18 protein-coding genes are annotated in these 22598 nt (G+C 39.9%); 9 read left to right on the top strand and 9 right to left on the bottom strand.

Annotated features, from left to right (window positions below):
• The first annotated feature begins 24 nt into the window (after nt 1–24).
• The 3 genes from AWW68_RS10575 to AWW68_RS10585 all read left to right on the top strand — a co-directional run bounded on the left by AWW68_RS10575 (nt 25) and on the right by AWW68_RS10585 (nt 2608).
• Nucleotides 25–657, top strand: a complete 633-nt coding sequence (locus tag AWW68_RS10575; RefSeq protein WP_068220554.1) for an acetyltransferase — start codon at nt 25–27, stop codon at nt 655–657.
• 113 nt (nt 658–770) lie between these two features.
• Nucleotides 771–1736, top strand: coding sequence for an oxygen-dependent tRNA uridine(34) hydroxylase TrhO (trhO, locus tag AWW68_RS10580; RefSeq protein ID WP_068220557.1), 966 nt, complete (start codon nt 771–773; stop codon nt 1734–1736).
• Nucleotides 1736–2608 carry a nucleoside phosphorylase gene (locus AWW68_RS10585; protein ID WP_068220560.1) on the top strand — a complete coding sequence of 291 codons (873 nt, stop codon included), beginning with the start codon at nt 1736–1738 and terminating at the stop codon, nt 2606–2608. The genes trhO and AWW68_RS10585 overlap by 1 nt, the downstream gene beginning before the upstream one ends.
• On the opposite strand, the gene AWW68_RS10590 is transcribed toward AWW68_RS10585, so the two are convergent.
• Nucleotides 2595–3176, bottom strand: a complete 582-nt coding sequence (locus AWW68_RS10590) for a hypothetical protein (RefSeq protein ID WP_068220565.1) — start codon at nt 3174–3176, stop codon at nt 2595–2597. The two genes, AWW68_RS10585 and AWW68_RS10590, sit on opposite strands and share 14 nt — an antisense overlap.
• Before the next feature lie 440 nt (nt 3177–3616).
• Here AWW68_RS10590 and AWW68_RS10595 point away from each other — a divergent pair, with 440 nt between their 5' ends.
• Nucleotides 3617–4993: a M28 family peptidase gene (locus AWW68_RS10595; RefSeq protein ID WP_084375655.1), complete on the top strand. Its 1377-nt coding sequence runs from the start codon at nt 3617–3619 to the stop codon at nt 4991–4993.
• A gap of 32 nt (nt 4994–5025) precedes the next feature.
• On the opposite strand, the gene AWW68_RS10600 is transcribed toward AWW68_RS10595, so the two are convergent.
• Together AWW68_RS10600 and AWW68_RS10605 are read right to left on the bottom strand one after the other, a co-directional pair.
• Nucleotides 5026–5916, bottom strand: a complete 891-nt coding sequence (locus tag AWW68_RS10600) for an SDR family oxidoreductase (RefSeq protein WP_068220572.1) — start codon at nt 5914–5916, stop codon at nt 5026–5028.
• A 96-nt stretch (nt 5917–6012) separates the two neighbouring features.
• Entirely contained in the window at nt 6013–7779 is a 1767-nt protein-coding gene (locus AWW68_RS10605; RefSeq protein ID WP_068220575.1) for a helix-turn-helix domain-containing protein, read from the bottom strand.
• A gap of 62 nt (nt 7780–7841) precedes the next feature.
• Between AWW68_RS10605 and AWW68_RS10610 the strand changes: the two genes are divergently transcribed.
• Nucleotides 7842–8975: an FIST signal transduction protein gene (locus AWW68_RS10610; protein ID WP_068220578.1), complete on the top strand. Its 1134-nt coding sequence runs from the start codon at nt 7842–7844 to the stop codon at nt 8973–8975.
• On the opposite strand, the gene AWW68_RS10615 is transcribed toward AWW68_RS10610, so the two are convergent.
• The 4 genes from AWW68_RS10615 to AWW68_RS10630 all read right to left on the bottom strand — a co-directional run bounded on the left by AWW68_RS10615 (nt 8972) and on the right by AWW68_RS10630 (nt 14553).
• Entirely contained in the window at nt 8972–11140 is a 2169-nt protein-coding gene (locus tag AWW68_RS10615) for a prolyl oligopeptidase family serine peptidase (RefSeq protein ID WP_068220581.1), read from the bottom strand. The genes AWW68_RS10610 and AWW68_RS10615 overlap by 4 nt on opposite strands.
• A 154-nt stretch (nt 11141–11294) precedes the next feature.
• Nucleotides 11295–11999 (bottom strand): carboxypeptidase-like regulatory domain-containing protein, encoded by a 705-nt coding sequence (locus tag AWW68_RS10620; RefSeq protein ID WP_068220583.1) that lies wholly within the window; start codon nt 11997–11999, stop codon nt 11295–11297.
• Nucleotides 12000–12068: 69 nt separating this feature from the next.
• Nucleotides 12069–13097, bottom strand: coding sequence for an MBL fold metallo-hydrolase (locus AWW68_RS10625; protein ID WP_068220586.1), 1029 nt, complete (start codon nt 13095–13097; stop codon nt 12069–12071).
• A 58-nt stretch (nt 13098–13155) separates the two neighbouring features.
• Nucleotides 13156–14553, bottom strand: coding sequence for an aldehyde dehydrogenase (locus tag AWW68_RS10630; RefSeq protein WP_317038755.1), 1398 nt, complete (start codon nt 14551–14553; stop codon nt 13156–13158).
• 89 nt (nt 14554–14642) lie between these two features.
• On the opposite strand from AWW68_RS10630, the gene AWW68_RS10635 reads away from it, so the two are divergent.
• The 3 genes from AWW68_RS10635 to AWW68_RS10645 all read left to right on the top strand — a co-directional run bounded on the left by AWW68_RS10635 (nt 14643) and on the right by AWW68_RS10645 (nt 18123).
• Entirely contained in the window at nt 14643–15083 is a 441-nt protein-coding gene (locus AWW68_RS10635; protein ID WP_068220587.1) for a hypothetical protein, read from the top strand.
• Nucleotides 15084–15190: 107 nt separating this feature from the next.
• Nucleotides 15191–15535: a PadR family transcriptional regulator gene (locus tag AWW68_RS10640; protein WP_068220590.1), complete on the top strand. Its 345-nt coding sequence runs from the start codon at nt 15191–15193 to the stop codon at nt 15533–15535.
• The gene (locus AWW68_RS10645) at nt 15532–18123 is read left to right on the top strand and encodes an ABC transporter permease (RefSeq protein ID WP_068220593.1); all 2592 of its coding nucleotides are present in this window, start codon (nt 15532–15534) and stop codon (nt 18121–18123) included. Before AWW68_RS10640 ends, AWW68_RS10645 begins: the two co-directional genes overlap by 4 nt.
• Before the next feature lie 34 nt (nt 18124–18157).
• Here the strand turns inward: AWW68_RS10645 and AWW68_RS10650 are convergent, their stop codons facing one another.
• Nucleotides 18158–19045: a DNA-3-methyladenine glycosylase family protein gene (locus tag AWW68_RS10650; RefSeq protein WP_068220848.1), complete on the bottom strand. Its 888-nt coding sequence runs from the start codon at nt 19043–19045 to the stop codon at nt 18158–18160.
• Nucleotides 19046–19190: 145 nt separating this feature from the next.
• Here AWW68_RS10650 and AWW68_RS10655 point away from each other — a divergent pair, with 145 nt between their 5' ends.
• Nucleotides 19191–21059: a flavin monoamine oxidase family protein gene (locus AWW68_RS10655; protein ID WP_068220596.1), complete on the top strand. Its 1869-nt coding sequence runs from the start codon at nt 19191–19193 to the stop codon at nt 21057–21059.
• A gap of 60 nt (nt 21060–21119) precedes the next feature.
• On the opposite strand, the gene AWW68_RS10660 is transcribed toward AWW68_RS10655, so the two are convergent.
• A complete protein-coding gene (locus AWW68_RS10660) occupies nt 21120–22466 on the bottom strand; it encodes a DNA recombination protein RmuC (RefSeq protein ID WP_068220600.1) in 1347 nt (448 codons plus the stop codon).
• Between the last annotated feature and the right edge of the window lie 132 nt (nt 22467–22598).

The following is a 22598-nucleotide window of genomic DNA, read 5'->3' on the forward strand; positions in this document are numbered from 1 at the left end:
AACTTTGCACCCGCAAAAAGAGCTATGGAGAATCCTGTAATCATATTTGGAGCAAATGCACTCGGTAGAGCTGCAAAAGAGATTTTTGAAAGTAATGATATTATCGTTTATGGTTTCTTAGACGATAATGAAGAACTGCACGGACAAACGCTTGGTGAGCTAAGTATTTTGGGCAGAACTGACGATGATGGCTTTCTTAAACTTATCGGTAAAAAGTGTGAAGCCTTTATTGGAGTTGATGACCGTCAGCTAAGAAAAGGCTTAGTAAAGTTGATAAAGGAGAGAAGAAAGATGATGCCAGTGAATGCTATTCATAGCAATACTGAAATAGCACCGTCTGCCAGTGTAGGTCATGGAGAATTTATAAATAGTGGAGTAATCATTGGCGCAAATGCTAAAATTGGCGATCACTGTATGATCCATACAAACGCTACTATAGACTTCAGCGCCAAACTTGGAGACTTAGTTCAGGTTGGACCTGGTAGTGTTGTGGGAAGCGAGGCAGAAATTGGCGATAACGTATTCATTGGTTCCGGAGTAACCATTGTACCAGGAATAAAAGTTGGTAAAGATGCTAGAATAGGAGCAGGGTCGGTGGTAATTGCCGATGTTGCTGATGGAGAAACAGTATTCGGAAATCCAGCTGCTAAAGTTTAGAATTCAGATTGAGAATGCTCTGATAATCTTCTTTAGGAGGAGGAGCCCGCAGGGCGGAAGAGGTTTCTGATATTCAACTAGAAATTCACCCTACAAGCAATAGGGCAGAACATATGGAAAAGAAGTATTCAATTTTATTGTATTACTGCTACGCGAAAATCGAGGATTATGAAGCGTACAGAGAAGAACATCACCTTTTTTGTGTTGAAAACAACTTAAGAGGTAGAATCATTATTTCACCTGAAGGACTTAACGGAACTGTTTCGGGCTTAAAAGAAGACTGTGAGAAGTACATGGCTTATGTACATTCCGATGCTCGATTTGCCGATACGGAATTCAAGGTTGAGGCACATGAAACCATGGCTTTCGCCAAACTTCATGTGAGAGTAAAACCAGAGATAGTTCACTCAAGCTTGAGGCATATAGATCCAAGGCAAAAAACTGGGACTTACGTTGAACCGCAAGACTTTAGAAAAATCCTTGAAGAACAACCTGAGGATACCGTTATTCTAGATGTTCGGAGCAACTACGAGCACAATGTAGGTCGATTCAAAAATGCCCTAACCTTAGATATAGATAACTTCCGAGACTTTCCCGAAAAGGTGAAGGAGTTAGACCACCTTAAAGGTAAGAAAGTGGTTACCTACTGTACAGGTGGTATTAAGTGTGAAAAGGCCAGTGCCTACTTATTAGAGCAGGGTTTTGATAATGTCTATCAGCTTCATGGTGGGATTATTAAATACGGAATTGAGGCTGAAGGAAAGGATTTTGAAGGTAAATGCTACGTTTTCGATAACCGTATTACTGCCGATGTAAATCATGTAAATCCAAGCATTGTTTCTAAGTGTTTCATCACTGGTGAACCTACGGATAGAATGGTGAATTGCGCCAACCCGGAGTGTAATGCGCATATTCCTATGACTGAAGAAGCTGGATGGTTAATGGATGGATGTTGTTCCGATGAGTGTCGAAAAAATCCTGCAAGAAGACCTTACGATGGTACTGGATACTATCAAAAGAATACCAATCACTATAACCCTTTAAAGGGTGTGAAAAGAGAGCCAGCTAAAATCGACTAATGGCTGCCAGAAGAATTCCAGAATCAGAACTAATTCTGAACGATGGAGATAGAATCTACCATCTCAATCTAACCGCTGAGATGGTAGCGGATACCATTATTGTTGTAGGTGACCCTGATAGAGTATCGAAAATAAGTAGGCACTTCGATAAAATTCATTTCCAAGAGTCTAATAGAGAATTAGTTACTCATACTGGTGAAATTGGAGGAAAACCGCTTTCTATTATTAGTTCTGGAATGGGAACGGATAATGTTGAGCTACTCATGACTGAGCTAGATGCTTTAGTTAATATTGATTTTAAGTCTAGAAAGGTAAACCGAAGGTTAAAGAAGCTCAATATCATTAGAATAGGTACTTCGGGTTGCATGCAAGCTGATATTCCCCTAGATGCGCTGTTGGTTTCAAGAGCAGGTTTAGGACTCGATACGCTCATGAGCTTTTATGATCGTAGTCTGAGTGAAGATTTAGCTGTAGTGGAGAATAAAATTCAGCGATTGTTAGAGTTACCTTTTAAGCCATATTTTGCCAAAGGGTCCGATCAGCTATTCGATCTATTTAAAGATGATATGCACCATGGTGTTACCGTTACTGCTCCTGGTTTTTACGCTCCACAGGGAAGAGAAATAAGGCTTAAACCAAAAATTACAGGCTTTATTGATACTCTAGCCAATACCCCAACCAGTTTCGGAAGGTTTACAAATTTTGAGATGGAAACTGCTGGTTACTATGCAATGGCCGAGCTGTTAGGACATGAAATGATAAGCCTGAATGCGCTAATAGCTAACAGAGCCAATCAGACTTTTTCATCCAATCATGAAAAAACTGTAGAGCGACTTATTCAGCTAGTTTTAGAGAAGCTTACTTATTCTTAGGTTTTAGGTTTCCTTGAATTAACAAATTGAATTCAACACAGGTGAGTACTCCGTTGTGAGAGTATGGACACGTTTTGTAAAGCGTTTCACCGAACCTATTCTTTGTGGTAATTACATCATCGCCCTTGCAGACGGGGCAAGTAATCAAATCATCGCTATCGCACTTTATGGTATTTAGGTAAAAGAATTTAGAGTTAACATCTGCGCTAGATGTGGTGCCTCTGTTGTTTCTAAATGCTTCTTCGGCCAGCTCCAATAAGTTTAGCGTTTCTTTTGAGAACTGTCCACGGCTTCCCTTCAGTTCAAGGTACTTATTCAACCAGTCAATACTCTGAGTATGCTTATTCATGTAATATGAATTCTTACCGAAGTAAAAACAGAAGTCGGCAGAGAGTACGTCTATCTTATCTAGCGCAGCCATAAAATATCCATCGGCCTTGCTATACTGCTCAAGGTCCATGTAATGCACTGCACTATCTATATATCTTCTGGGGTCTTCCTTCTGTTGGGCATTGGCTATAAAAGAGCAAGATGCAAACAGTACTAAGAGGAATGTAAGTCTCTTCATAAGTAAATATCAGCTCAAAAATAATAAACTCTGGAAACTAAAAAGCCTCGGTTTTTCCGAGGCCTAACTACTTAACAGTATTTAACGCTTTTGGTGAAGTAATTTATTTTGTCGCACCTTTCTTCTTAGGTAACGCAATTTTCTTTCCTGCCAGACTATAAATACCGAGACCGGTGGCAACAACTGCAGCTGTGAGTAAAATAGTTTTCGTTTTCATTTTTCTTGTGATCTCCCTGTTTAAGACAATGATTGTACCAAGTTTGTTACAGTCGTCAGATATTATTCTTTTGTCTTAGAAAAGTCTCATCATTTACACACTTAATGAACGTAAAACCCCTATCAAAAGGATTCAGTTTTTGAATAAAAATTTCCACTGGTCATTTAACAGTTTTGACGGCTTAGAATCTTTAGTAAATTCCCAAGAATATAACCTGATGAATATGACTAAACTACTTACAATATCCTTATTCGGCTTCATGTTGCTAGGAGCCATGAGTCTACCAGCGCAACAAGCAGCTCCTCAAGTAGACACTAGAATGTACGAAATTATCAATGGTGTTTCTGCTCAGAGAATTGAAGCAGATATAAGAACATTGGCTGGCTTCGGTACTAGAAATACCTTTTCCGATACGGTTTCTAAGACCAGAGGAATTGGTGCTGCCCGTAGATGGCTGAAAGCGGAGTTCGAGAAAATCTCTGCTGAGTGCGGGGGGTGCTTGAAGGTTTTTTATCAGAAAGATTTGGTAACCAAAGAAATGGGTGGAAGAGTGCCTCATGACGCTTATGTGGTGAATGTAGTGGCTGTACTTAGAGGAACAGACAACCCAAATAATTATGTGATGATGTCTGGAGATATCGACTCCAGAGCATCTAATACAATGGATTTTACAACCGATGCTCCTGGAGCCAATGATAATGCCTCAGGTATGGCTGGTACTATAGAAGCGGCTCGGGTACTCTCTAAATATAAGTTTAAGAATAGCATTGCTTTTGTTGGTCTTTCTGGAGAAGAACAAGGCCTTTTTGGAGGTGCTGGTTTAGCTAAGTACGCCAAAGAGAATAAATGGAATATTCTTGGTGTGTTGAACAACGATATGATTGGAAATATTGAAGGTGTAGATGGTGTAATAGATAACAGAACCTTTAGAATATTTTCTGAACCTACTCCAGCAAATGAGTCAGATAGAGCTAGAGCTTCTAGAAGATTTACTGGCGGTGAGGTTGATGGAAACTCTAGACAACTGGCTAGGTACATTCACAACCAAGTGTTGACCTATATGCCAGAAATGAACCCTATGATGATTTACAGGTTAGACCGATTCGGAAGAGGAGGGCATCATCGACCATTCAATGATTTAGGTTACCCAGGTGTGAGAATAATGGAAGCACATGAAAATTATGTGCGCCAGCACCAAGATATAAGGGAAGAGAATGGTATAAAGTATGGTGACGTAATAGAAGGAGTGAATTTTGAGTACGCTAAGAAACTTACAGCAGTTAACGCTATTTCTTTAGCAGGACTTGCATGGGCTCCTCCTGCTCCAGAATATGTGAGAATTGGTGGAGCTGTTCAGCCGTCTACCACATTGCAATGGCCAGAGTCTAACGATCCTGACATAGCAGGTTATAAGCTATACTGGAGGCTAACTACTTCTCCTACTTGGGATAATTTTATTTACGTAAGCGGAACGAATGAGTATACTTTAGAAGGAATAGTGATAGATAATTATTACTTCGGAGTTGCAGCGGTAGGTAAAGATGGAAATGAATCTACAGTGGTTTTCCCGTATCAGCAGCTAAGAATGGGAAGAAGGTAGATCGAAAGGTTGATTACAAAAACACCAAGGGACTATATCTCCTTTGGTGTTTTTTTATGCGTATTAATTTTATCTGCCTCTTCCTGAAAGAAATCTTTAAGCCGATGTACACCATACCGTGGTGCAATATTGTCTTGAGCCATCATACTCAGAAAAAACTCGTAAGGTCCGTAGGTTTTGGAGGTGGTAAAGGCTCTAAGTAAGGCTAATATGCTCTTCCTAACCCAGTCGGGTATATGGCTTATTTTTATTTCAAACTTGAATGCTTTTAGTGCTAACTCAGCTATTTCTTCTTGAGTTAAAATATCCGGACCTCCTACTTCAATTTCATTTGTAGAAGTTTCGATAGAGTCAACCACAACCCTAGCTAAATCCGCTCCATGAATTGGGTTTAGCATAAACTGACCTTTCCCGAATAAGAATACTTTACCTTTTCTAGCCATTTGTAGAAAGTCTTTCATGTCAGAGAAAAATCCATTAGGTCGAATGACAGTGTAGTTGAGAGTTGACGTTTTTAAGTAATCAACAAAAGCCTCTTTTGCTTCAACTAGCTTTAGGTGGCGCATCAATTCTCCATTCAAAACGGAGATGTAAACCACTTTAACAGCTCCAGATGCTTTCGCCTCATTTAGTAAGTTGACATTAGCTTGAAAGTCTACATCTTTATAAGTTAAGCCATCCTTTTGACGGGTAATACCTACACAGCTGATCAGTACGTCTCCATTATTTATGATGCCGCTTAGCGTGTTGGGCTTTGTTACTTCTGCTTCAATCAGCTGTTTGTCGGTTAGGTTTAGTTCATAAACGCTTTCCTTCTTTCTCACAATTGCCCCGAACTCTATCTTTCTAATTTGTAACTCCCTTATTATATGCTTTCCTAAATACCCAGAGGCTCCAGCTACAATTACTCTTCTTCCTTCCATTGTTTTTTCTGTAAAGATGAGCTACTGACAGTAGGCTTTCGTCCGGCTGTGTAATTCAGAACTGCAAAGTGAGTTTCCGGACTTTTTTCGGAGCTTTTAAAAGGCTTGTTTGCTGGTCTGTAGTTTAACCCAGGCCTTTGGGGTGGTGCCAGTGTTTTTCTTGAAAAACTCATTGAAAACTGACTTGGAGTTGAAGCCACTTTCATAAGCAATGCCCAATATAGAGAGGTGTTGTACTTCAGGTTTTAACGCTATTTTTTTGAAGTGGGCTAAACGATGTTGATTAATGAATTCATTAAATCCCTTGCCAATTCTGTTGTTTAGCAGCCAAGAGAGTTTATTTGGGTGTAGGTTTAGTTTTATGGCTAACTCACGTAAGCTTAAGTGAGAGTCTAAATAAAGCAAGTCTTTACTCATAGAGCTATTTAGCAATTCTAAATAGTCGGTTACTTCTTCTTCCGATAATGTCTCACTTTTACTTTCCTTTATCTCTTCATGTAAAGAGTTTACAGAATCAAGGGAATAGGTAAACTTTAGTTTTTTCACCTCGTCTGTTTGCCTTAAAGGGGCAAGGAGTGGATCGAATCTGAAATTAATATGCTGACCAGATTTGTCGTAGAAGGCATTTATGAGAAGCTCAATTGCTTTGTCTTTTGTACCGCCATACCAGGCTAAATAGGTACAAACGGGTAGGTGAAACGTGGAACTTTCGTTCAAACTTAGGCCTGATTGTTCTCCTTGTTTTATCGTCTTCCATAGGTGGAGTAGCGTTTCTCTTTTATCGGAAGCGAATTGCTTTGTTGTATTTATGAACTCATTTTCTTCATTCTGTTGTATTTGGCAAATAGCTTTTAACTCTAGTGCCATTTCCCAACCTTCATTGATGCTTAAGCCCTTGTCTATACTTGTAATAGCCTCTTTGTATTGCTCTTGTAGATAATGATTCCAGGCAAGGATGTAAAAGTGATTGGGAGAATTTGGGTTCAATTCAATAGCTCTATCTATGCTTTGTTTGGCTTCGTCAAAATGTCCATTGGCATTAAGTAGTTCTGCTTTAAATTCTAAAGCATCTGAGAAATTTGGGTTAATCCTCAATGCCTGATTGAGGTGTGATTGGGCTTTCTCAAAGTCCCAATTACCAATGAAGTGATACAGCCCCTTGGTGTAATGATACTCAGCGAGTTCTGTTTGTTTATCTCCTAATTTCTTAATGAAGTGGTGGGCCATGTAAAGCGCTTTCATTCTATCGGCCAAATTCCAAGCCGCCTGATGGACAAAGCTCTGACTTAAACCTAGATATGGTAAAGGATATTCTGGGTCTAAAGAGATGCTCTCTTTAAAACTCTCTTGCGCTTTCTGAATGCTCTCAACGGTCCATTGTAAAAGAAAGAACCTTCCCTTGAGATAGGCTTGGTATGCTCTAGTTTCTGAAGTTTTAGGAGTTTCAAAATCGTCCTGTATATCAAAGTGGCCAAACTGCTCTCGAATTCTGTCTGCGATTAGTCGGCTTATTTCGTCTTGAAGATTGAAGATGTCTGTCAGTTCTCTATCAAAACTCTCAGACCAAATATGAAAACCAGTGTCTGTTCTTATCAGCTGGGTAGATATCCTTACTCTATTGGCTGCTCGCCTTATACTTCCTTCTAAAACTGTGCTTACTCCCAAATCATTTCCGATATGTCTAACATCTACCTGTCTGTCTCTATAGCTAAAAGAAGAGGTCCGGGCTGTCACTTTAAGCCCTTTAATTTTGCAGAGGGTGTTGATTATTTCTTCCGAAATGCCATCGGCAAAGTATTGATTGTCAGGGTCTCCACTTATATTGTTGAAGGGTAATACGGCTATAGATTTTTGATTGATCACAATTAATTAGTAGAGAAGTGTAATTACATGCTTATTATTGAAGTAGCGCTAAACACAAACCAATGAAAGTCGACCAGTTCCTGTTTAAGGACGATGAATTTAAATACTCTCATGAAAATATAGAAGATAAGAATTCGGTTTCTTTTGTTCTTGTTTTTGCCCCTAGGCAGGAGATGGAATCTCAAGGTTGGTTAAAAGGTATTAGTGAAAAGTATCCGCAGGCAGATATTGTTAGTTGCTCTAGCTCTGGAGAGGTTTACTTATCTGAAGTTTTAGATAATTCAGTTACAGGAATGGCCGTAGCATTACAGAAGTCTTCGGTAGAAATCCACTCTATGAAACTTGAAGATGGAGATAGCAGTAAAGCACTAGGGGAGAGGCTTTCTGCTGGTTTTACTTCGACCGACCTCAGGCATGTTTTGGTCTTTAGTGATGGCTGGCTCATTAATGGAGTAGAATTGCTTGAGGGAATGTATGGGGCTTTAGGTAGAGATGTTCTAATCAGTGGAGGTTTGGCTGGAGATGGAGCCAATTTCTCAAAAACATTGGTTGGGCTAAATGGAGAAATTGATGAAGGACAAGTTGTGGCAATTGGCTTTTATGGTCAGCAGATTGAAATAGGCTTTGGCTCGCACGGAGGCTGGGATGTTTTTGGAGATTCTCATATTGTGACGGCCACAGAAGGGAGGGTGATAAAGACTTTAGATGGAAAGTCTCCATTAAGCTTATACAAACAGTTTATGGGAGATGATGCGGATGGATTGCCAGGGGCTGCATTGTTATATCCATTATCTGTTGTTATTCCTGAATCAGAATCGCCCTTGGTAAGGACGGTTTATTCAGTAGACGAAGTTTTAGGTCATTTAATTGTTGGGCAAGAAATTCCTGTTGGTACAGAAATTCGCTTTATGAAGGCTGAGTTCGATGACTTACTAAACGGCTCATCTCAGGCAGTACAAAAGGCGCTGAGCACCCTTAATGGAGTACCAGAGTTTTGTCTAGTAATAAGCTGCATTGGGAGAAAACTTTTATTCGATAGAAAGATAGAGGAGGAAATAGCATCGACTCAATCCGTATTAGGAAATGAAGTGCCTATTGGTGGTTTTTATAGCTACGGAGAAATATGTCCGGCCAAACGTGGTTTAGCCGAACTTCATCATCAAATGTTAGCTGTTACTTTGTTTCGGGAGAACTAGAGCTTAATGCCTAGCTGGTCAAAAATAAAGTAGTATTTAAACAGTATTTTATCTGTAAAGTCATTTCGAGTTAATTCTCCTCCGTGTCCAGACTTTGGCGTTACATACACATGATATAGAGATTCGTTACTTGCCTTTTCTTGAATGGTCGCAAGAAACTTGTAAGTATGCTGAGGTACGACTCTATCATCAGTTTCGCCCGTCATCAATAATAGGTTAGGATATTCAACACCCTCTTTAATATTATGAAGTGGAGAATAGGAAATCAGATTTTCGAAATCTTCCACGTACTCTGCTGAGCCATATTCTAACAAATTGATACTTGTGCCAGCTGTTGTGAACAGGCTTTTTCTAAGCATATCGGTTGGTGCTGCTTCTGCTATTACTGCTTTGAATAATTCAGGTCTTTGAACCATAGCAGCCAAGACCAACATTCCTCCATGAGAACCTCCATTGATAGCCATTCTACCACTTGTTGTGTACCCTTTTTCTATAAGGTATTCTGAGGCTGAAATAAAGTCGTCTATAGCATTTTGCTTTTTCAATCGCCTTCCCTCTAAAGCCCACGAGTCACCTTCTGCTCCTCCACCCCTTATATTAGGCATTGCTAAAACACCTCCATGGGCTAAAAATAATGCTAAGCTCTCATCATAGCCAGGTTCTACAGTTATTCCATAACCTCCGTAACCGTATACTAGAGTAGGGTTTTTACCATCCAGTTTCGTCTCTTTAGAGCAGGTGATATACATTGGTACTTCGGTGCCATCTTTAGAATGAAACTTTACATACCTAGTTTCAATGTCATTTACTTTGTAAGGAACCGTTATTTCTTCTATGGGGACAAACTCCAGAGTTTCTAAATCTAATTTGTACCAAAGGTCTGGGTGGTAAAAAGAGCTGATATTGAATAGCGTATAATTGGTGTCAGTCTTTGGTTTAAACGGGCCGTTAATCCTTTTACCCTTAGGAACATTGATAGTCTTCAGTAGCTCTCCCTTTAGGTTATAAATTAGTGCAAGAAACTGATCGTCTTGTCTGTAAATACAGGCTATTTTATCGGTGTCTATTTGATTAATTTCTCGAAGGTTTGCATCGAATTGAGGTACTAACTCCCCCAATTGATTCACTTGGTTAATATCTGCCACTAAGACCTTACCATTGGGAGCACCTAGTGTAGTTCTGATGATGGCCTGACTTCCTATAACCTCTTCAATTGTAAAAGTAGATTGGTCGTTAGGGATAGCTAAAAAGTTGTTTAAAGAAAATCCTGAGTTGCTTCTTTTTCGGATGTATGAAATGGCTTTAAAAGCTTTTCCAGATCTATACCCAAAATGATTCATAATCAGCACATCATCATTGGCTTCAAAAAAGTTGAAAGAATTAGTACCTGTTCTATCTGGGTTTAGATAGATTAATTCGTCTTTTTCCTGACTTTGATTAATATGATGAACGTAGAGTGCTTGTCCTGTAGCTTTGTCTAATAACTCTCTACCTTCAGCTGGTGCTGAATAACGATCGTAGAAGAAAGATCGGCCATTCCATACTATATTGCTGCTCATCCTTAAGAACTGTAAATTTTCTGGAAGCATCTCTCCTGTGAGCAGGTTGAAGACATACGCTTTTCGCCAGTCAGAGCCATTTACAGAAACTGTTACAGCAACAAGGCTTTCTTCTTCATTGAGGTAATAATCATCTACAGATACAAATTCACCTTTTGTTTCCTGCTGATCTCTTGCTTTAATTAGATACTTCCAGTTGGTTTCATTTCCTCTTTTGTACAAGAGATCAGCAGACCTGAACGACTCTTTAGCTTCAAATTTGAATTGAAACTTCTCAACGCGTTCCTTTTCAATCAATTGTTTGAAAGACTCTGTAGACTCTTCTTTTACATCATAGTAAATGCTTCCAATCTGAGCCTGAAGAGTTCTTTTGTAAGTTTGCTGCCTGCCTTCCTTATCAGTTATTTTCTTTTGTTCACTTAGCCATTCTGACAACCTAGGATCATTAGGATTTTCCATCCATTGATAAGGATCGTAGATTAGAGTATCAAAGTATTTATCGAAAATGCTGTCTTTTGGTGCAACCGGATAGCTATAAGTCTGTGATCTAAGGTTTGCAGAAAAACAGATTAGGAAAGCGAAAAAAGTGAATGTTTGCTTAAGCATTGTGGAGTTAGAGGATTTGCGCGTGAATTAGGGGAAATCAAAGTAGGGAAACAAAGATTTTTTTGATAGCGGTTAGCTATTTCTTTATGGGGTAGATCAAAACAAAAGCCATTCAATTTGAATGGCTTGCTATATTCTTAAAATCTACGGCTGTTTAATTTTCTAAACCATTGGGCCGGGTTTTTCCAGCCTCAACCATGGTTGTAATAATTACCACTCCATTTACTGCTCTAAAGCCTAATGGAGCACCATCCTTCATTACATTGACTGAAACTATTTCTTCTGGGGCTAGAACAGATATGTCTTGCCAAATTTGCCCATCTACCATGTAAAGAGCAGTGTTGTCTTTACCACTGAGGTATCCTATGTCTCGTATTACAACTCTTTTTTGACCTAGCTCGGTGTAAACTTTAACACCAGGAAATTTACCCTGTAAAAGAGTGAAAATGTCTGGGTAGGTATGATAGTCATTGTTATACTCTAAAAAGTTAGACTTAGAATAGAATAAAGATTCTTCGGTAAGATGCCCTGATCCGATGGCTATTTTTTCATTGTTTTCGCCCTCTAAGAATAACATTTTTACATCGAGCTTTTGGCCTTCTACCACTTTTCGAACTTCTTTTCGAAATCCATTTCCTTCAAAGACCAGTTTGTCTTTTGCATTGATTTCAATGGAGAAATTCCCCATTTCATCGGTGGTGACGGTTTGCTTAGACTTCTTCGAAATAATTTCGATGTTGGCAATAGGAGTATCCTTAAATGCAAAGACTTTCCCGGTAACTCGTTTGGTTTGAGCAAAGGTTGATGTAGCCAAAAGTAGAATTACCAGCGCGAATAATGAGGTTTTGAGCTTGTTCATAGTCTTACAAGATAGGTATAAAATTTATGTAATGAAATTAAAGTGCTGTAAGACAAGGGGTTGTTGAGGCTAAGACCACCAACGCTCTGTAAAGTTTTCCGAATAGTTACAAAGTTCACCTACTTGTGGGGTGAGGTTTGTTAACTTGATTTGAGCAGCTTCTGAAAACCGTTCTATTGGTTCTTGCCAAGTATGTTGGGCCAGTTTAAAGCCAGCCCAATGTACCGCCATTACTTTTTCAACCTTGGCGTCTTGTGCAGCCTGAATAGCTTCTTCTGGGTACATGTGAATCTGATGCCACTGTTCATTGTATTGGCCGCATTCCATGAATCCAAAGTCGAATGGTCCGAGTCTTTCTCCCACTTCTTTAAAGTGTTTGCCATAGCCGCCATCTCCACTGAAGTAGATGTTTTCACTTTCTGTTTTGAATGCCCATCCACCCCAAAGTGATTTAAACCTATCTGTTAGTCCTCTGCCAGAAAAGTGCCTAGAAGGGGTAAAGGTGATTTCAATTCCCTCAAATTCGCTCGTGTCCCACCAATCGAATTCTTCGATTATACTTGGGTCAATTCCCCAATGCTCTAAATGTCTACCACAGCCAAGGGCAGTATAATATTGCTTTACTTTTGGTCTCAGCCTTTCAATGCTTGCTAAATCAAGATGGTCGTAGTGATCGTGTGAGAGTAAGAGTAGGTCTATCTCAGGGAAGTCATCGATTAAGTTGAGCGTGTTTTTCGAAAACCTTGCGGTTTTGAAAGGAGCGATTGGTGCAGCATCTGGCCCGAGCATCGGATCAATAAGAATGGTTTTGTTATTCATTCTCATCAGTATCGCAGAGTGACCATACCAGATAAATTTAGCTTTGTCTGAAGGTTTTAAAAATTCCTGTTTATTGAAGGGAATGACGGAAATTGGTGTTTCTGGCATTCTACCCTTATTCTCGAAAAACTGCTTGTAGAGTAGCTTAGGCATAGATGCCAAGCTGATGCTCATGTTAGTATCTTCTAGGTTTTCGAATTTTCCGTTTTTCCAGTTGGGTGACTGGCTATACCTTTCAATCAGCTCTTTTGTGAGCTTACCACCAAATTGCTTTATCATACACTAATTTCTCAAGCCGAAACAGAAGTTTCAGGTCAGTCGTTCAATTCGATCAAAATTAAGTGAGCAGCTTCTTAACTATGCTGAAGTGCTTGAAAGGAGCATACCTGAAGGGCAGATCTATCCAAGTTGGCGATTTTACAATCGAACGTTGATGTGAGAAAACCTCAAAGCTATACTTGCCATGATAATGCCCCATTCCGCTATTGCCAACTCCTCCAAACGGTAGTTTGTGGTTAGAAATATGCATAATAGTATCATTGATACATGCCCCACCAGAGGTGTTAGCATTTAGCATTTGCTTGGCTTTTGAACTCGCCCCGAAAAAGTAATAGGCCAATGGTTTTTCTTTAGCATTGACTAAATCAATCGCCTCCTGAATATCTGTGAATGATAAAATGGGCAAAATAGGTCCGAATATTTCATCCTCCATTATCGGTGCTGAAATATCAATATTGTCCAACAATGTTGGGCTAATGAACTTGTCTTCTCTGTCCGTTTTTCCGCCATAAACAACTCTGCCTTGGTTGAGATACCCTGAAACTCTATCGAAAGCCTCTTGAGTAACCATTCGTGGCAGCCAGTCACTTTCTTGTGGGGTTTTTCCAAATGTTTCTTCCCAATAATGAATTATTCTGTTTTGCAATTCTTCTTTTACATCGGTATGAACTAGTAAATAGTCTGGGGCTATGCAGGTTTGCCCGAGGTTAATGGTTTTTCCCCAAGCAATGCGTTTTGCCGCAATGTCTATATTGGCATCTTTGTCTACAATACAAGGGCTTTTTCCTCCAAGCTCTAGCACAACAGGAGTAAGATGTTCTGAAGCAGCTTTCATGACTATTTTGCCAAGCCTCGGACTGCCAGTGAAGAAGATTTTATCGAACTTATGAGAGAGTAACTCTTGGTTGGCTTCTTTCCCGCCATGAACCATAGTTACATGCTCCGTATCGAATGCCTCCTCAATTATTTTCTCCATCACCGCATTGGTATGAATACAGAATTCGGAAGGTTTAAGCATAACGCAGTTGCCAGCTGATATTGCACCAACCAAAGGATTCATCAAAAGCTGAAAAGGATAGTTCCAGGGGGCAATAATCATGACCACACCCAGAGGCTCATGTTTTAAATGACTAGAGGATGGGAGTAAGTATAAAGGTGTCGAAACTCTTTTGGTTTTCGACCACTTTCTTAGGTACTTAATGTGGTGATCAATCTCCTTAATGACGAGGCCAATTTCAGTAAGCAGTGTTTCTTCTTCAGACTTTCTTAGGTCTTTGTAGAGGGCTTCATAGATACTAGACTCATTCGAAAGAATGGCTTTTTTGAATCGTTTTAAGTTCGATATTCTAGAGTCAACCGACTTGGCTGATCCTGTTTTATAATGTTTCTGAAGCTTTGAAACCTTACGGTCGATTAGCTCTTTTGAAGTTGCTTCCATACGAACAGTTTTCACCACTTGGCTTAAGTTAATAATATTTGTGAGAGCTGTCTTTCCTGATACTCCCTGAATTATTACTACCTTCTGATTTAATTTCAATTCGTTACATGCAAAGGAACAGACTTTTCGTATCTGGAGTTTTTATTGTTTTGGCTCTCTTTGTTATTATTCACTTTCTACTCAATACTGAAATTAAGGTAGAGTTCGAAACTTATTTTAAGCCGGAATACTATCTGAAATTTTCTGCCATTCTAATTGCATTTACATTACTTAATGCCGGTATTTTGCTTCTGAAAGGTTTACCTAAGGCTAATTTAATGTTGGCAATCTTCGGCTACATGCTGGTTTTAGAAATTCTCTTCGACCTCATAGGAATCACCTTGCCGAATATCTCAACCATAGCTACGGTGGTTTTGCTCACTGCTGCAATCCCTGCCTTGTGGATTGCCCATTCTAATTTATTCGACACACAGAAGTTGTCTTATAAGGGCTTGGTTATAAGTCTATTAATTGGAGCTGTTGAAAGCCTAATTCCTATTTGGCTTTAATCTTTTGCCCGTCTTTTTTGACCTATCTTCAAAGACTCTATTAAAATATTTATTTGTTCTACAAGAATAGAGATAATATATTTGTTCTATGTTTGTAGATATTAATTATGAAAGGAAAAGGTAATTATATCGGTGAGTTAGAAGAGCTGGTGCTTCTGCTGGTGGGTATTTTGAATGATGATGCCTATGCTGTTTCTGTTCTTCAAGAAATGAAAGATCAAACTGGAAGGGAGCTGAATATTAGTGCCATACATGCCGTGCTTAATCGCTTGGAAGAAAAAGGATGGCTGTCTTCTAATATGGGAGGAGCAACAGAAGAAAGAGGAGGAAGAAGGAAACGATTTTACCAACTCACGGCATCAGGTAAGCAAATGCTCGATGAGGTGAAATCTCAAAGAGATCAATTGTACGGTCAGCTTCCGGTAGGTGTGTCTTATTCTTTTTCATCATGAAAAAGAAGCCTGTAAAATCTCCACCCAAATGGGCAGATAGGTTTTTGGCTTGGTACTGCAACCCTAAACTGTTAGAGCAGATTCAGGGCGATGTTCACGAGCTCTATCATTGGAGAATCAAAGAAAAAGGAGAGAGCAAAGCCAGGCGGTCATTTATCTGGGATGTTCTTCGCCTCTTCAAATGGTCAAATATTAAACGGTCAAATAAATCTCAAAATCGAAACAACATGGGAATCTTTAAAAACTATTTCAAAATAGGGCTGCGCAATTTATGGAAGCAGCGCATGCCTAGTGCTATCAATATTATCGGACTTTCACTGGCCATAGGTTGCTCTATTGTAGCTTTTAAGTTTGTAGAGTACAACTACGTGAAAGACGATTTTCACGAAAATAAAGACGATCTCTTTCTGGTAACTCACTGGGAAGAATTAGAATCTAACAAGGGTCGAAATGGTGGGACAGATAACCAGTTAGTCGGAGAAATTCTTAAGTCTGTTCCGGGAATCAAGGCGTCAACCAGATACAATTATCGACAACCTGAAGTACGCTACGGGAATAAGACCAAGTATGAAGCAGCACTCTTTGTGGATGAAGCCTTTATGGACATGTTTTCCTTCGATTTACTCTATGGAAACCCCAACACGCTTTATAATGAGGGTGAGATAATCATAGATGAAAGCACTTCAATTAGTCTATTTGGTGATGCCAACCCGGTTGGTGAAAAAGTGGATCTAAAGATTCGTGAAAATTGGAAGACCTTTACCATTGGTGCGGTTTATCGCGATAAGCCAAACAACTCTAGTATTCAGATTAATATGCTTGTCAACTATGTTCACTACGAGCAAGAATTTAGAGACCGAGCTACATGGAATACGAATTTCTTTATTCAGCGTGAAGATGGCGTTGAGCCCGCCAGTCTGCTTAGTGCAATGGATCAGCTTTTGCCAGTCTATAACAAGAATAACGAAGAGTATGCCATCACATACTTTGAGCTAGAGCCATTATCTACTATGGCCAATAATTCATATGAAATGATGAATGGTGTTGGTTCTGGGCCAAATATGGCTCCAATTATTACACTTTCAGCTATTGGAGTTTTTATGCTTATTCTTTCCACCCTCAACTACGTTAATATTTCTCTAGCCATGATTATGAAAAGGCTGAAGGAGATCGGGATCAGAAAGGTAATTGGTAGCAAGAGAAAGCAGTTGGTCACTCAGTTTTTGATTGAAAATTTTCTGCTTTGCAGCTTTTCCATGTTTCTAGGTGCCTTGCTGGCTCATTCATTTTTCTTACCAGGCTTTAATGAAATAGCAGGTGGAGACTTTAAGCTAGACTTATGGAGCCATCTAAATTTTTGGTATTTTCTCATTGGATTGCTCTTGTTTATCACTCTGGCGTCAGGCCTGTATCCAGCTGTGGTAGCTTCTTCTTACAAGCCGATTTCCATTCTTAGAAAAGCCACTCAAAAGAGTGGTAGAAGGTGGCTTAGTAATATTTTCCTCACCTTCCAGATGATTCTGGCCATGATTACCGTGGTAACGGCCATCATGTTTGTGCACACCAATAGAGTCAATGAAAGCATGGACTGGGGCTACGATCAGTACAATAAACTTGTGATGGGAATTCCGGGTGAGGTGTATCTTGATGCATATAGAGATGTGCTAGAGGCTGAGCCAAATATTGCGAGATATGCGGGCACCAGGTCGAATATTGGTCAAGATTTGAACGGAGTTCAGTTTAAAAATGGTGAAGTAAAATCTTATGCTGAGCTTTTTCAGGTTGGGAGAAATTACCCAGAGCTTTTAGGCTTGAGTTTGGTGGCCGGCAGAATGTTCGATCCAAGTTTGGAAAGCGACTTGGATAGGAAACTGGTGGTGAACGAATCTTTTTTAGAGCAGTATCAGCTTGAGTTTAATGCCGATGGAATTCAGATTCTTCAAGATTCTGTGGAGTATACCATTATTGGGGTGGTTGAAGATTATCATTATATGGACCCAGGGCAGAAAATTAGAGGGGCCGCTTTGAAAGCGATTCCTGCCAACGAGTTTACTTCTTATCTGGTGGAAATGAATGAGGGTAATATTTTCGATCAAAGAGATAAGCTACAATCACAGCTTCAAGAATTGGTTGAAGAAAAAACAGTTTACGTGGGAATCCAGGAGTTGATTTTTGAAGGCTTTTATGAAGAAATGAAGGGCATTAGAAACATAATGTTGTTTACGGCATCAGTTTCAATTCTTCTGGCAGCAATGGGACTTTATGGGTTGGTAAGCATCAACGTATCGAGTCAAATCAAAGACTTTGGTATTCGAAAAGTATTGGGCGCTTCAGGTATGAATTTGACATCTACCGTAGTGAAGAAATTCAGGTTTGTGTTGCTCTTTGCTATACTCATCGGCTGTCCTGTCGCAGTACTATTGGTCGATATGCTGATTAACGACATCTATGCTTATGCTCCAAATATAGGGGCGGGGCCTTTGAGTATTGCGGTACTAATTTTATTGCTGGTGACCTTCTTTACACTGAACCTGCAAATCCGAAGAGTGAAGAGAATGAATCCTGCTCAGACCTTACGCACAGAATAATTGAATAAAGCCTTCTCTTTTATTGAAGAGGAGGCTATAAACTGCTCCAAAGGTAGAATACCAGATAGGCTTCCCAACCGGAAAAATCTTCGAAAAACCTTTCCATCGATTTGATGTCTTTTCTGTCGTCAATGATGCCTAGGTTAAAGAGCGCCTGACTCAACCCAGTATCTCCATAGGGGACTGCCTCTGGCTGATTCAAGGCTTTCATTAGCGTATAATTGGCCGACCAAACCCCAATGCCTTTTATTGAGGTGAGCAGATTTTGTCTTTCTTCGAAGGTCGGGAGTGAAAGTAGTTTCTTCCTGCTGATTTCTCCTGAGCTAAAAGCCTCAGCTACATTTTTAAGGTACTTGAGTTTGCTGCGCGAAAATTGTTGAGTGCTATGCAAATATACTTCATCAATTTCCATCATGGCTTCAGGGCTAGGGAAGTGGTGAAGTTCTATTCCATTCCACTGCACCTTGGTTCCGTAATGCTCGACAAGCCGCCTTTTTAGTTTGTGTGCAAAAGTGAGATTAATCTGTTGGCCAATAATGCTCCAGCAAATGGCTTCAAAAACATCAGGGATTCCAACAATTCGCAAACCATGCAATTGCTCAGGCAGATGAGCTAAACGATTATCCTTTTGAAGAAGCTGATAGAACGGAGTGAGGTCTTTATTTAGATCGAACCAGTTTTGAACGTAATGAGTCAGATAGGAAATCTCTGTCTCTTTCATTTCATGTTCTGTTTCCACAAGAATATGATCAGCACTTTCTGATATTACTAAAGTAATGTAATTTCCGCCAACATTGATCAGCCTGTAGATTCTTTGATGCTCTAGTCTGTAAAGAATTTCATCTTCCGACCGGTAGAGCGCATTAAAGCACTTTTCATAACTGAAAGGCTCGGTGTAGCTAATTTGGAATGATTTGGCCATTGCCCTGATTGTATGAAGTTTCATTAGCAATGTACAAAACAGGTGTAAATACGGTGTCTTCCAGTATACGAAACCTGTAACTTTTGGAATCTTTTAGAGGGGCAAAGGCCTCTCATCAAATCAATTTCCAACTAAACAAAAACACATGCCTTGGTTAATTCCCAATCGATCGATTAAAAAAGACACGCTTGCTGGTAAGGCGGCAAAGCTCATGTTGGCTGCTGATACTTCAGCAGAAGAAAAAATCTATTACAAATATGTAGATACTCCCGACTTCTCATACGGACTATGGAAACATAAAGCGGGTGGTAGTATAGCCACTTTTGACACTAAGCCAACCGAGAAAGTAGCAATTATAGGTGCTGGTTTGGCTGGTCTTTCTTCGGCTTATGAGTTACTGAAATGCGGAGTGGAAGTTTCGCTTTTTGAAGCTAGTGATAGAATTGGCGGTCGCTTGTATAGCAAGAAATTCTCCAAATCAGATCCTGAAATAGCGGAGCTCGGTGCCATGAGATTTCCTCCTTCCGAAGAGCTATTGTTCGATTATTTCAATCAGTTCAAGATTGCCACTACTCCTGATTTTCCAGATCCGCTAACGGTCAATACGCTCATTAGCTACAAGAACAATACTTACAATGTGCCTGCTAATGGAGATATTCCGGCTGAGTTCGATACGGTTCATGCAGGGTGGAATGACTTCGCTGAAAACGGAGCCACCATTGAGTATACCGACCATACAGGAACTCAAAAAAAGGTGACTTTAGCGGCTCCTAATGATATTGCAGATGCCTTAATGATTGATGCAGATGGAAATCCGAAAAGCACCAAAGTTGATCCAGTGGAGGCTTGGAAAAGCTACATGGAGGTATTTCTGAATAAGAGTCTGTTTGATGGATTAGTAACCATTTTCAACGGATCAAATCCTCCAGGAGGTAAAGCTTGGAATTATCCTGAAGACTACGAGCGATTCGCGTCTTTGGGAACCGGTTTTGGTGGCTTCGGTCCATTGTATCAGGTAGGTTTCTTAGAGATCATGAGGTTGATCACTAACGGGCTTGAAGTAGGTCAGGTTTTCGTTCCGAAAGGCATTGAAACGGTGGCGCATAGACTTTATAGTGAAGAAGTGGTATTGCCAGATGGCACAACAGCTAAGGTGTCAGATAATACAACCAGAAACTGTCCAATTGGAGGGGTATATAAGTCTGGTGATAAGATTGTGGTGTTAGACAAATCGGGCAAACAAGTACCTGGTTCTCCTTTCGATAGAGTTATTGTGGCCACTACTCAACGCTCTATGGAGATCGATTCGAATCTCGGTTTATTCGATCCATTTACTTTGCCGGAGGTTGGTAACGTAGAACCGACTATGCCGACAGAAGTGGCTCAGTCAATTCGAGATATTCATATTATGAATTCATCGAAGGTATTTATTCGAACCAAAGACAAGTTCTGGACCAGTTTGAAAGAAGGTACGAGATGTATTTTGAGCGACTCGCTTTCTGCTAACCTTTATACGCTGGATTATGGCGGGGACTATGGTGTAGTGTTGGTAAGCTATGTTTGGGGCGATCAGTCTATCAAGCAGATTTCTTTCCAGAACCCAAAAGAGAGATTGGCCATGTTGAAGGAGGCTTTGGCGCCTTTCGCTCCTGATTTTATCGAGCATTTGAATCCTTTGAATGACGATTACGATCAGAATGTACAGTTTATAGACTGGGAATTGAAGCCACATTACTATGGTGCTTTCAAGTTGACAAGACCAGGGCAAGACCATTATGTGCAGTCGGCCTTCTTCCATTATTTGGAGAAATCAGACTCAAATGCTGGTCAGGTGTATTTGGCTGGAGATTCTATTTCCTGGACAGGAGGCTGGACAGAAGGAGCCTTGCAGACAGGAATGAATGCAGCTTGCTCACTGATTCAATCAATAGGAGGGACATTGAATTCCCCAGGTTATAACCCTATGGTCAGCATCAAGCCAGATTTATATGATTATAATCAAGCGAATGGCTAAAGTCATTCGAGACATATAGTATATGAATTAGCACCTGACCGCCTTTGTGGTCAGGTGTTTTTATTCTTCTGATTCGAAGTTGTTTTGGGTTGAAGGAAGTTCCAGTACCTCACTAGCTTCTATAGCCTCAATAGTACCCACATCTTTTAGCTTTCTACTCATCATATTGGTTCTGGTTAAACGGAGATCATTCAAAGATTTTGAAGCCGTATTGAGCTGCTTATCAACCTTGTCCAGTTGCTCAGAGAATTTGTTGAACTCAGTTTTAACCGCCTCTAGAATCTTCCAGACTTCACTGCTTCTCTTTTGAACAGCCAAGGTTCGAAAGCCCATCTGTAAACTATTGAGTAGTGCAGAAAGTGTGGTTGGCCCAGTAATGGTAATTCTATACTGACGTTGAAGCTTCTCAAATAAGCCAGGATGGCGCAATACTTCAGCATAGAGGCTTTCCACAGGCAAGAACATAATAGCAAAATCTGTGGTATGCGGAGGGTCTAGATATTTGTCGCTTATGTCTTTCGCAAAACTCTCCACAGATTTTAAAAGTAGTTTTTGAGATCCCTCAACTTTGGTTTTGTCTCCCTCTTCATAGGCGTCTAGTAGCAACTGATAGTTCTCTATTGGGAACTTGGAATCCACTGGCATCCATACGTCTTCATCGCTTTCTTTGCCTGGTAATTTGATGGCGAACTCAACATGAGCCTGACTCCCTTTTTTGGTTGGTACATTCTTAGCATACTGGTCAATGGTGAGCAACTGTTCGAGAATGTTCTCAAGTTGATATTCTCCCAAAACACCTCTAGTCTTTACATTAGAAAGTACCTTTTTTAGATCACCAACTCCGGTAGCCAATGTCTGCATTTCTCCCAAGCCTTTATGAACTTGTTCCAATCGTTCACTTACCTGTTTGAATGATTCTCCCAATCGTTTTTCAAGGGTGGTTTGCAGCTTCTCATCAACAGTTTTCCTCATTTCTGTCAACTGCTGTGAATTATCTTCTCGAATGGCTTTTAACTGTTTTTCAATTGTTTCTTTGACTTCCTTTATGCTCTCGGTCGACTGTCTATTGAGCTCTGTCTGTTGCTTGCTGAAATCGCTGAATTTCTGACGAATCAACTCATTCAGCTCTTTATTATTGGTGCTATTGATTTCGGAAAACGACCTAAGATTTCTACTTAGTTCTTCTCTATTTTCTTTAGCGGCCTGACCACTTTCGAGCCTATTCCTTTGAAGTTCGTCTTTAACGGACTTCTCATTTTTATCTAGAGATGCATCGAACTTAATGATGGCGTTTTCAATGCTTTTTAGTCTTTCATTTTGACCACTTTTATCCGACTTCTTTCTGAAGTGCAGGGCTATATTGATAATAGAAAGAACGATTAGGCCGATCAGTAATTCTTCAGTCATTGCTTAGTGTTTAGGGGGATCTATATTATTGAGATTTATCTCAATGTAAACATTCGACTCCTAGTTCATTGTCAAACTAATGAAGAAGATTGTTTTTTGAAGTTGGAAGCTTCAACCTTAAAGCAAAAGACT

The organism is Roseivirga spongicola (assembly GCF_001592965.1).
Classification (GTDB): Bacteria; Bacteroidota; Bacteroidia; order Cytophagales; family Cyclobacteriaceae; genus Roseivirga; species Roseivirga spongicola.

Excerpts from the sequence above, each read along its gene's own strand:
- AWW68_RS10635 (WP_068220587.1), top strand. The coding sequence starts at position 14,643 with ATGCAAAGGAACAGACTTTTCGTATCTGGAGTTTTTATTGTTTTGGCT.
- AWW68_RS10585 (WP_068220560.1), top strand. The coding sequence starts at position 1,736 with ATGGCTGCCAGAAGAATTCCAGAATCAGAACTAATTCTGAACGATGGA.
- trhO (WP_068220557.1), top strand. The coding sequence starts at position 771 with ATGGAAAAGAAGTATTCAATTTTATTGTATTACTGCTACGCGAAAATC.
- AWW68_RS10655 (WP_068220596.1), top strand. The coding sequence starts at position 19,191 with ATGCCTTGGTTAATTCCCAATCGATCGATTAAAAAAGACACGCTTGCT.
- AWW68_RS10595 (WP_084375655.1), top strand. The coding sequence starts at position 3,617 with ATGACTAAACTACTTACAATATCCTTATTCGGCTTCATGTTGCTAGGA.
- AWW68_RS10650 (WP_068220848.1), bottom strand. The coding sequence starts at position 19,045 with ATGGCCAAATCATTCCAAATTAGCTACACCGAGCCTTTCAGTTATGAA.
- AWW68_RS10620 (WP_068220583.1), bottom strand. The coding sequence starts at position 11,999 with ATGAACAAGCTCAAAACCTCATTATTCGCGCTGGTAATTCTACTTTTG.
- AWW68_RS10600 (WP_068220572.1), bottom strand. The coding sequence starts at position 5,916 with ATGGAAGGAAGAAGAGTAATTGTAGCTGGAGCCTCTGGGTATTTAGGA.
- AWW68_RS10660 (WP_068220600.1), bottom strand. The coding sequence starts at position 22,466 with ATGACTGAAGAATTACTGATCGGCCTAATCGTTCTTTCTATTATCAAT.
- AWW68_RS10575 (WP_068220554.1), top strand. The coding sequence starts at position 25 with ATGGAGAATCCTGTAATCATATTTGGAGCAAATGCACTCGGTAGAGCT.
- AWW68_RS10640 (WP_068220590.1), top strand. The coding sequence starts at position 15,191 with ATGAAAGGAAAAGGTAATTATATCGGTGAGTTAGAAGAGCTGGTGCTT.
- AWW68_RS10645 (WP_068220593.1), top strand. The coding sequence starts at position 15,532 with ATGAAAAAGAAGCCTGTAAAATCTCCACCCAAATGGGCAGATAGGTTT.
- AWW68_RS10590 (WP_068220565.1), bottom strand. The coding sequence starts at position 3,176 with ATGAAGAGACTTACATTCCTCTTAGTACTGTTTGCATCTTGCTCTTTT.
- AWW68_RS10615 (WP_068220581.1), bottom strand. The coding sequence starts at position 11,140 with ATGCTTAAGCAAACATTCACTTTTTTCGCTTTCCTAATCTGTTTTTCT.
- AWW68_RS10625 (WP_068220586.1), bottom strand. The coding sequence starts at position 13,097 with ATGATAAAGCAATTTGGTGGTAAGCTCACAAAAGAGCTGATTGAAAGG.
- AWW68_RS10610 (WP_068220578.1), top strand. The coding sequence starts at position 7,842 with ATGAAAGTCGACCAGTTCCTGTTTAAGGACGATGAATTTAAATACTCT.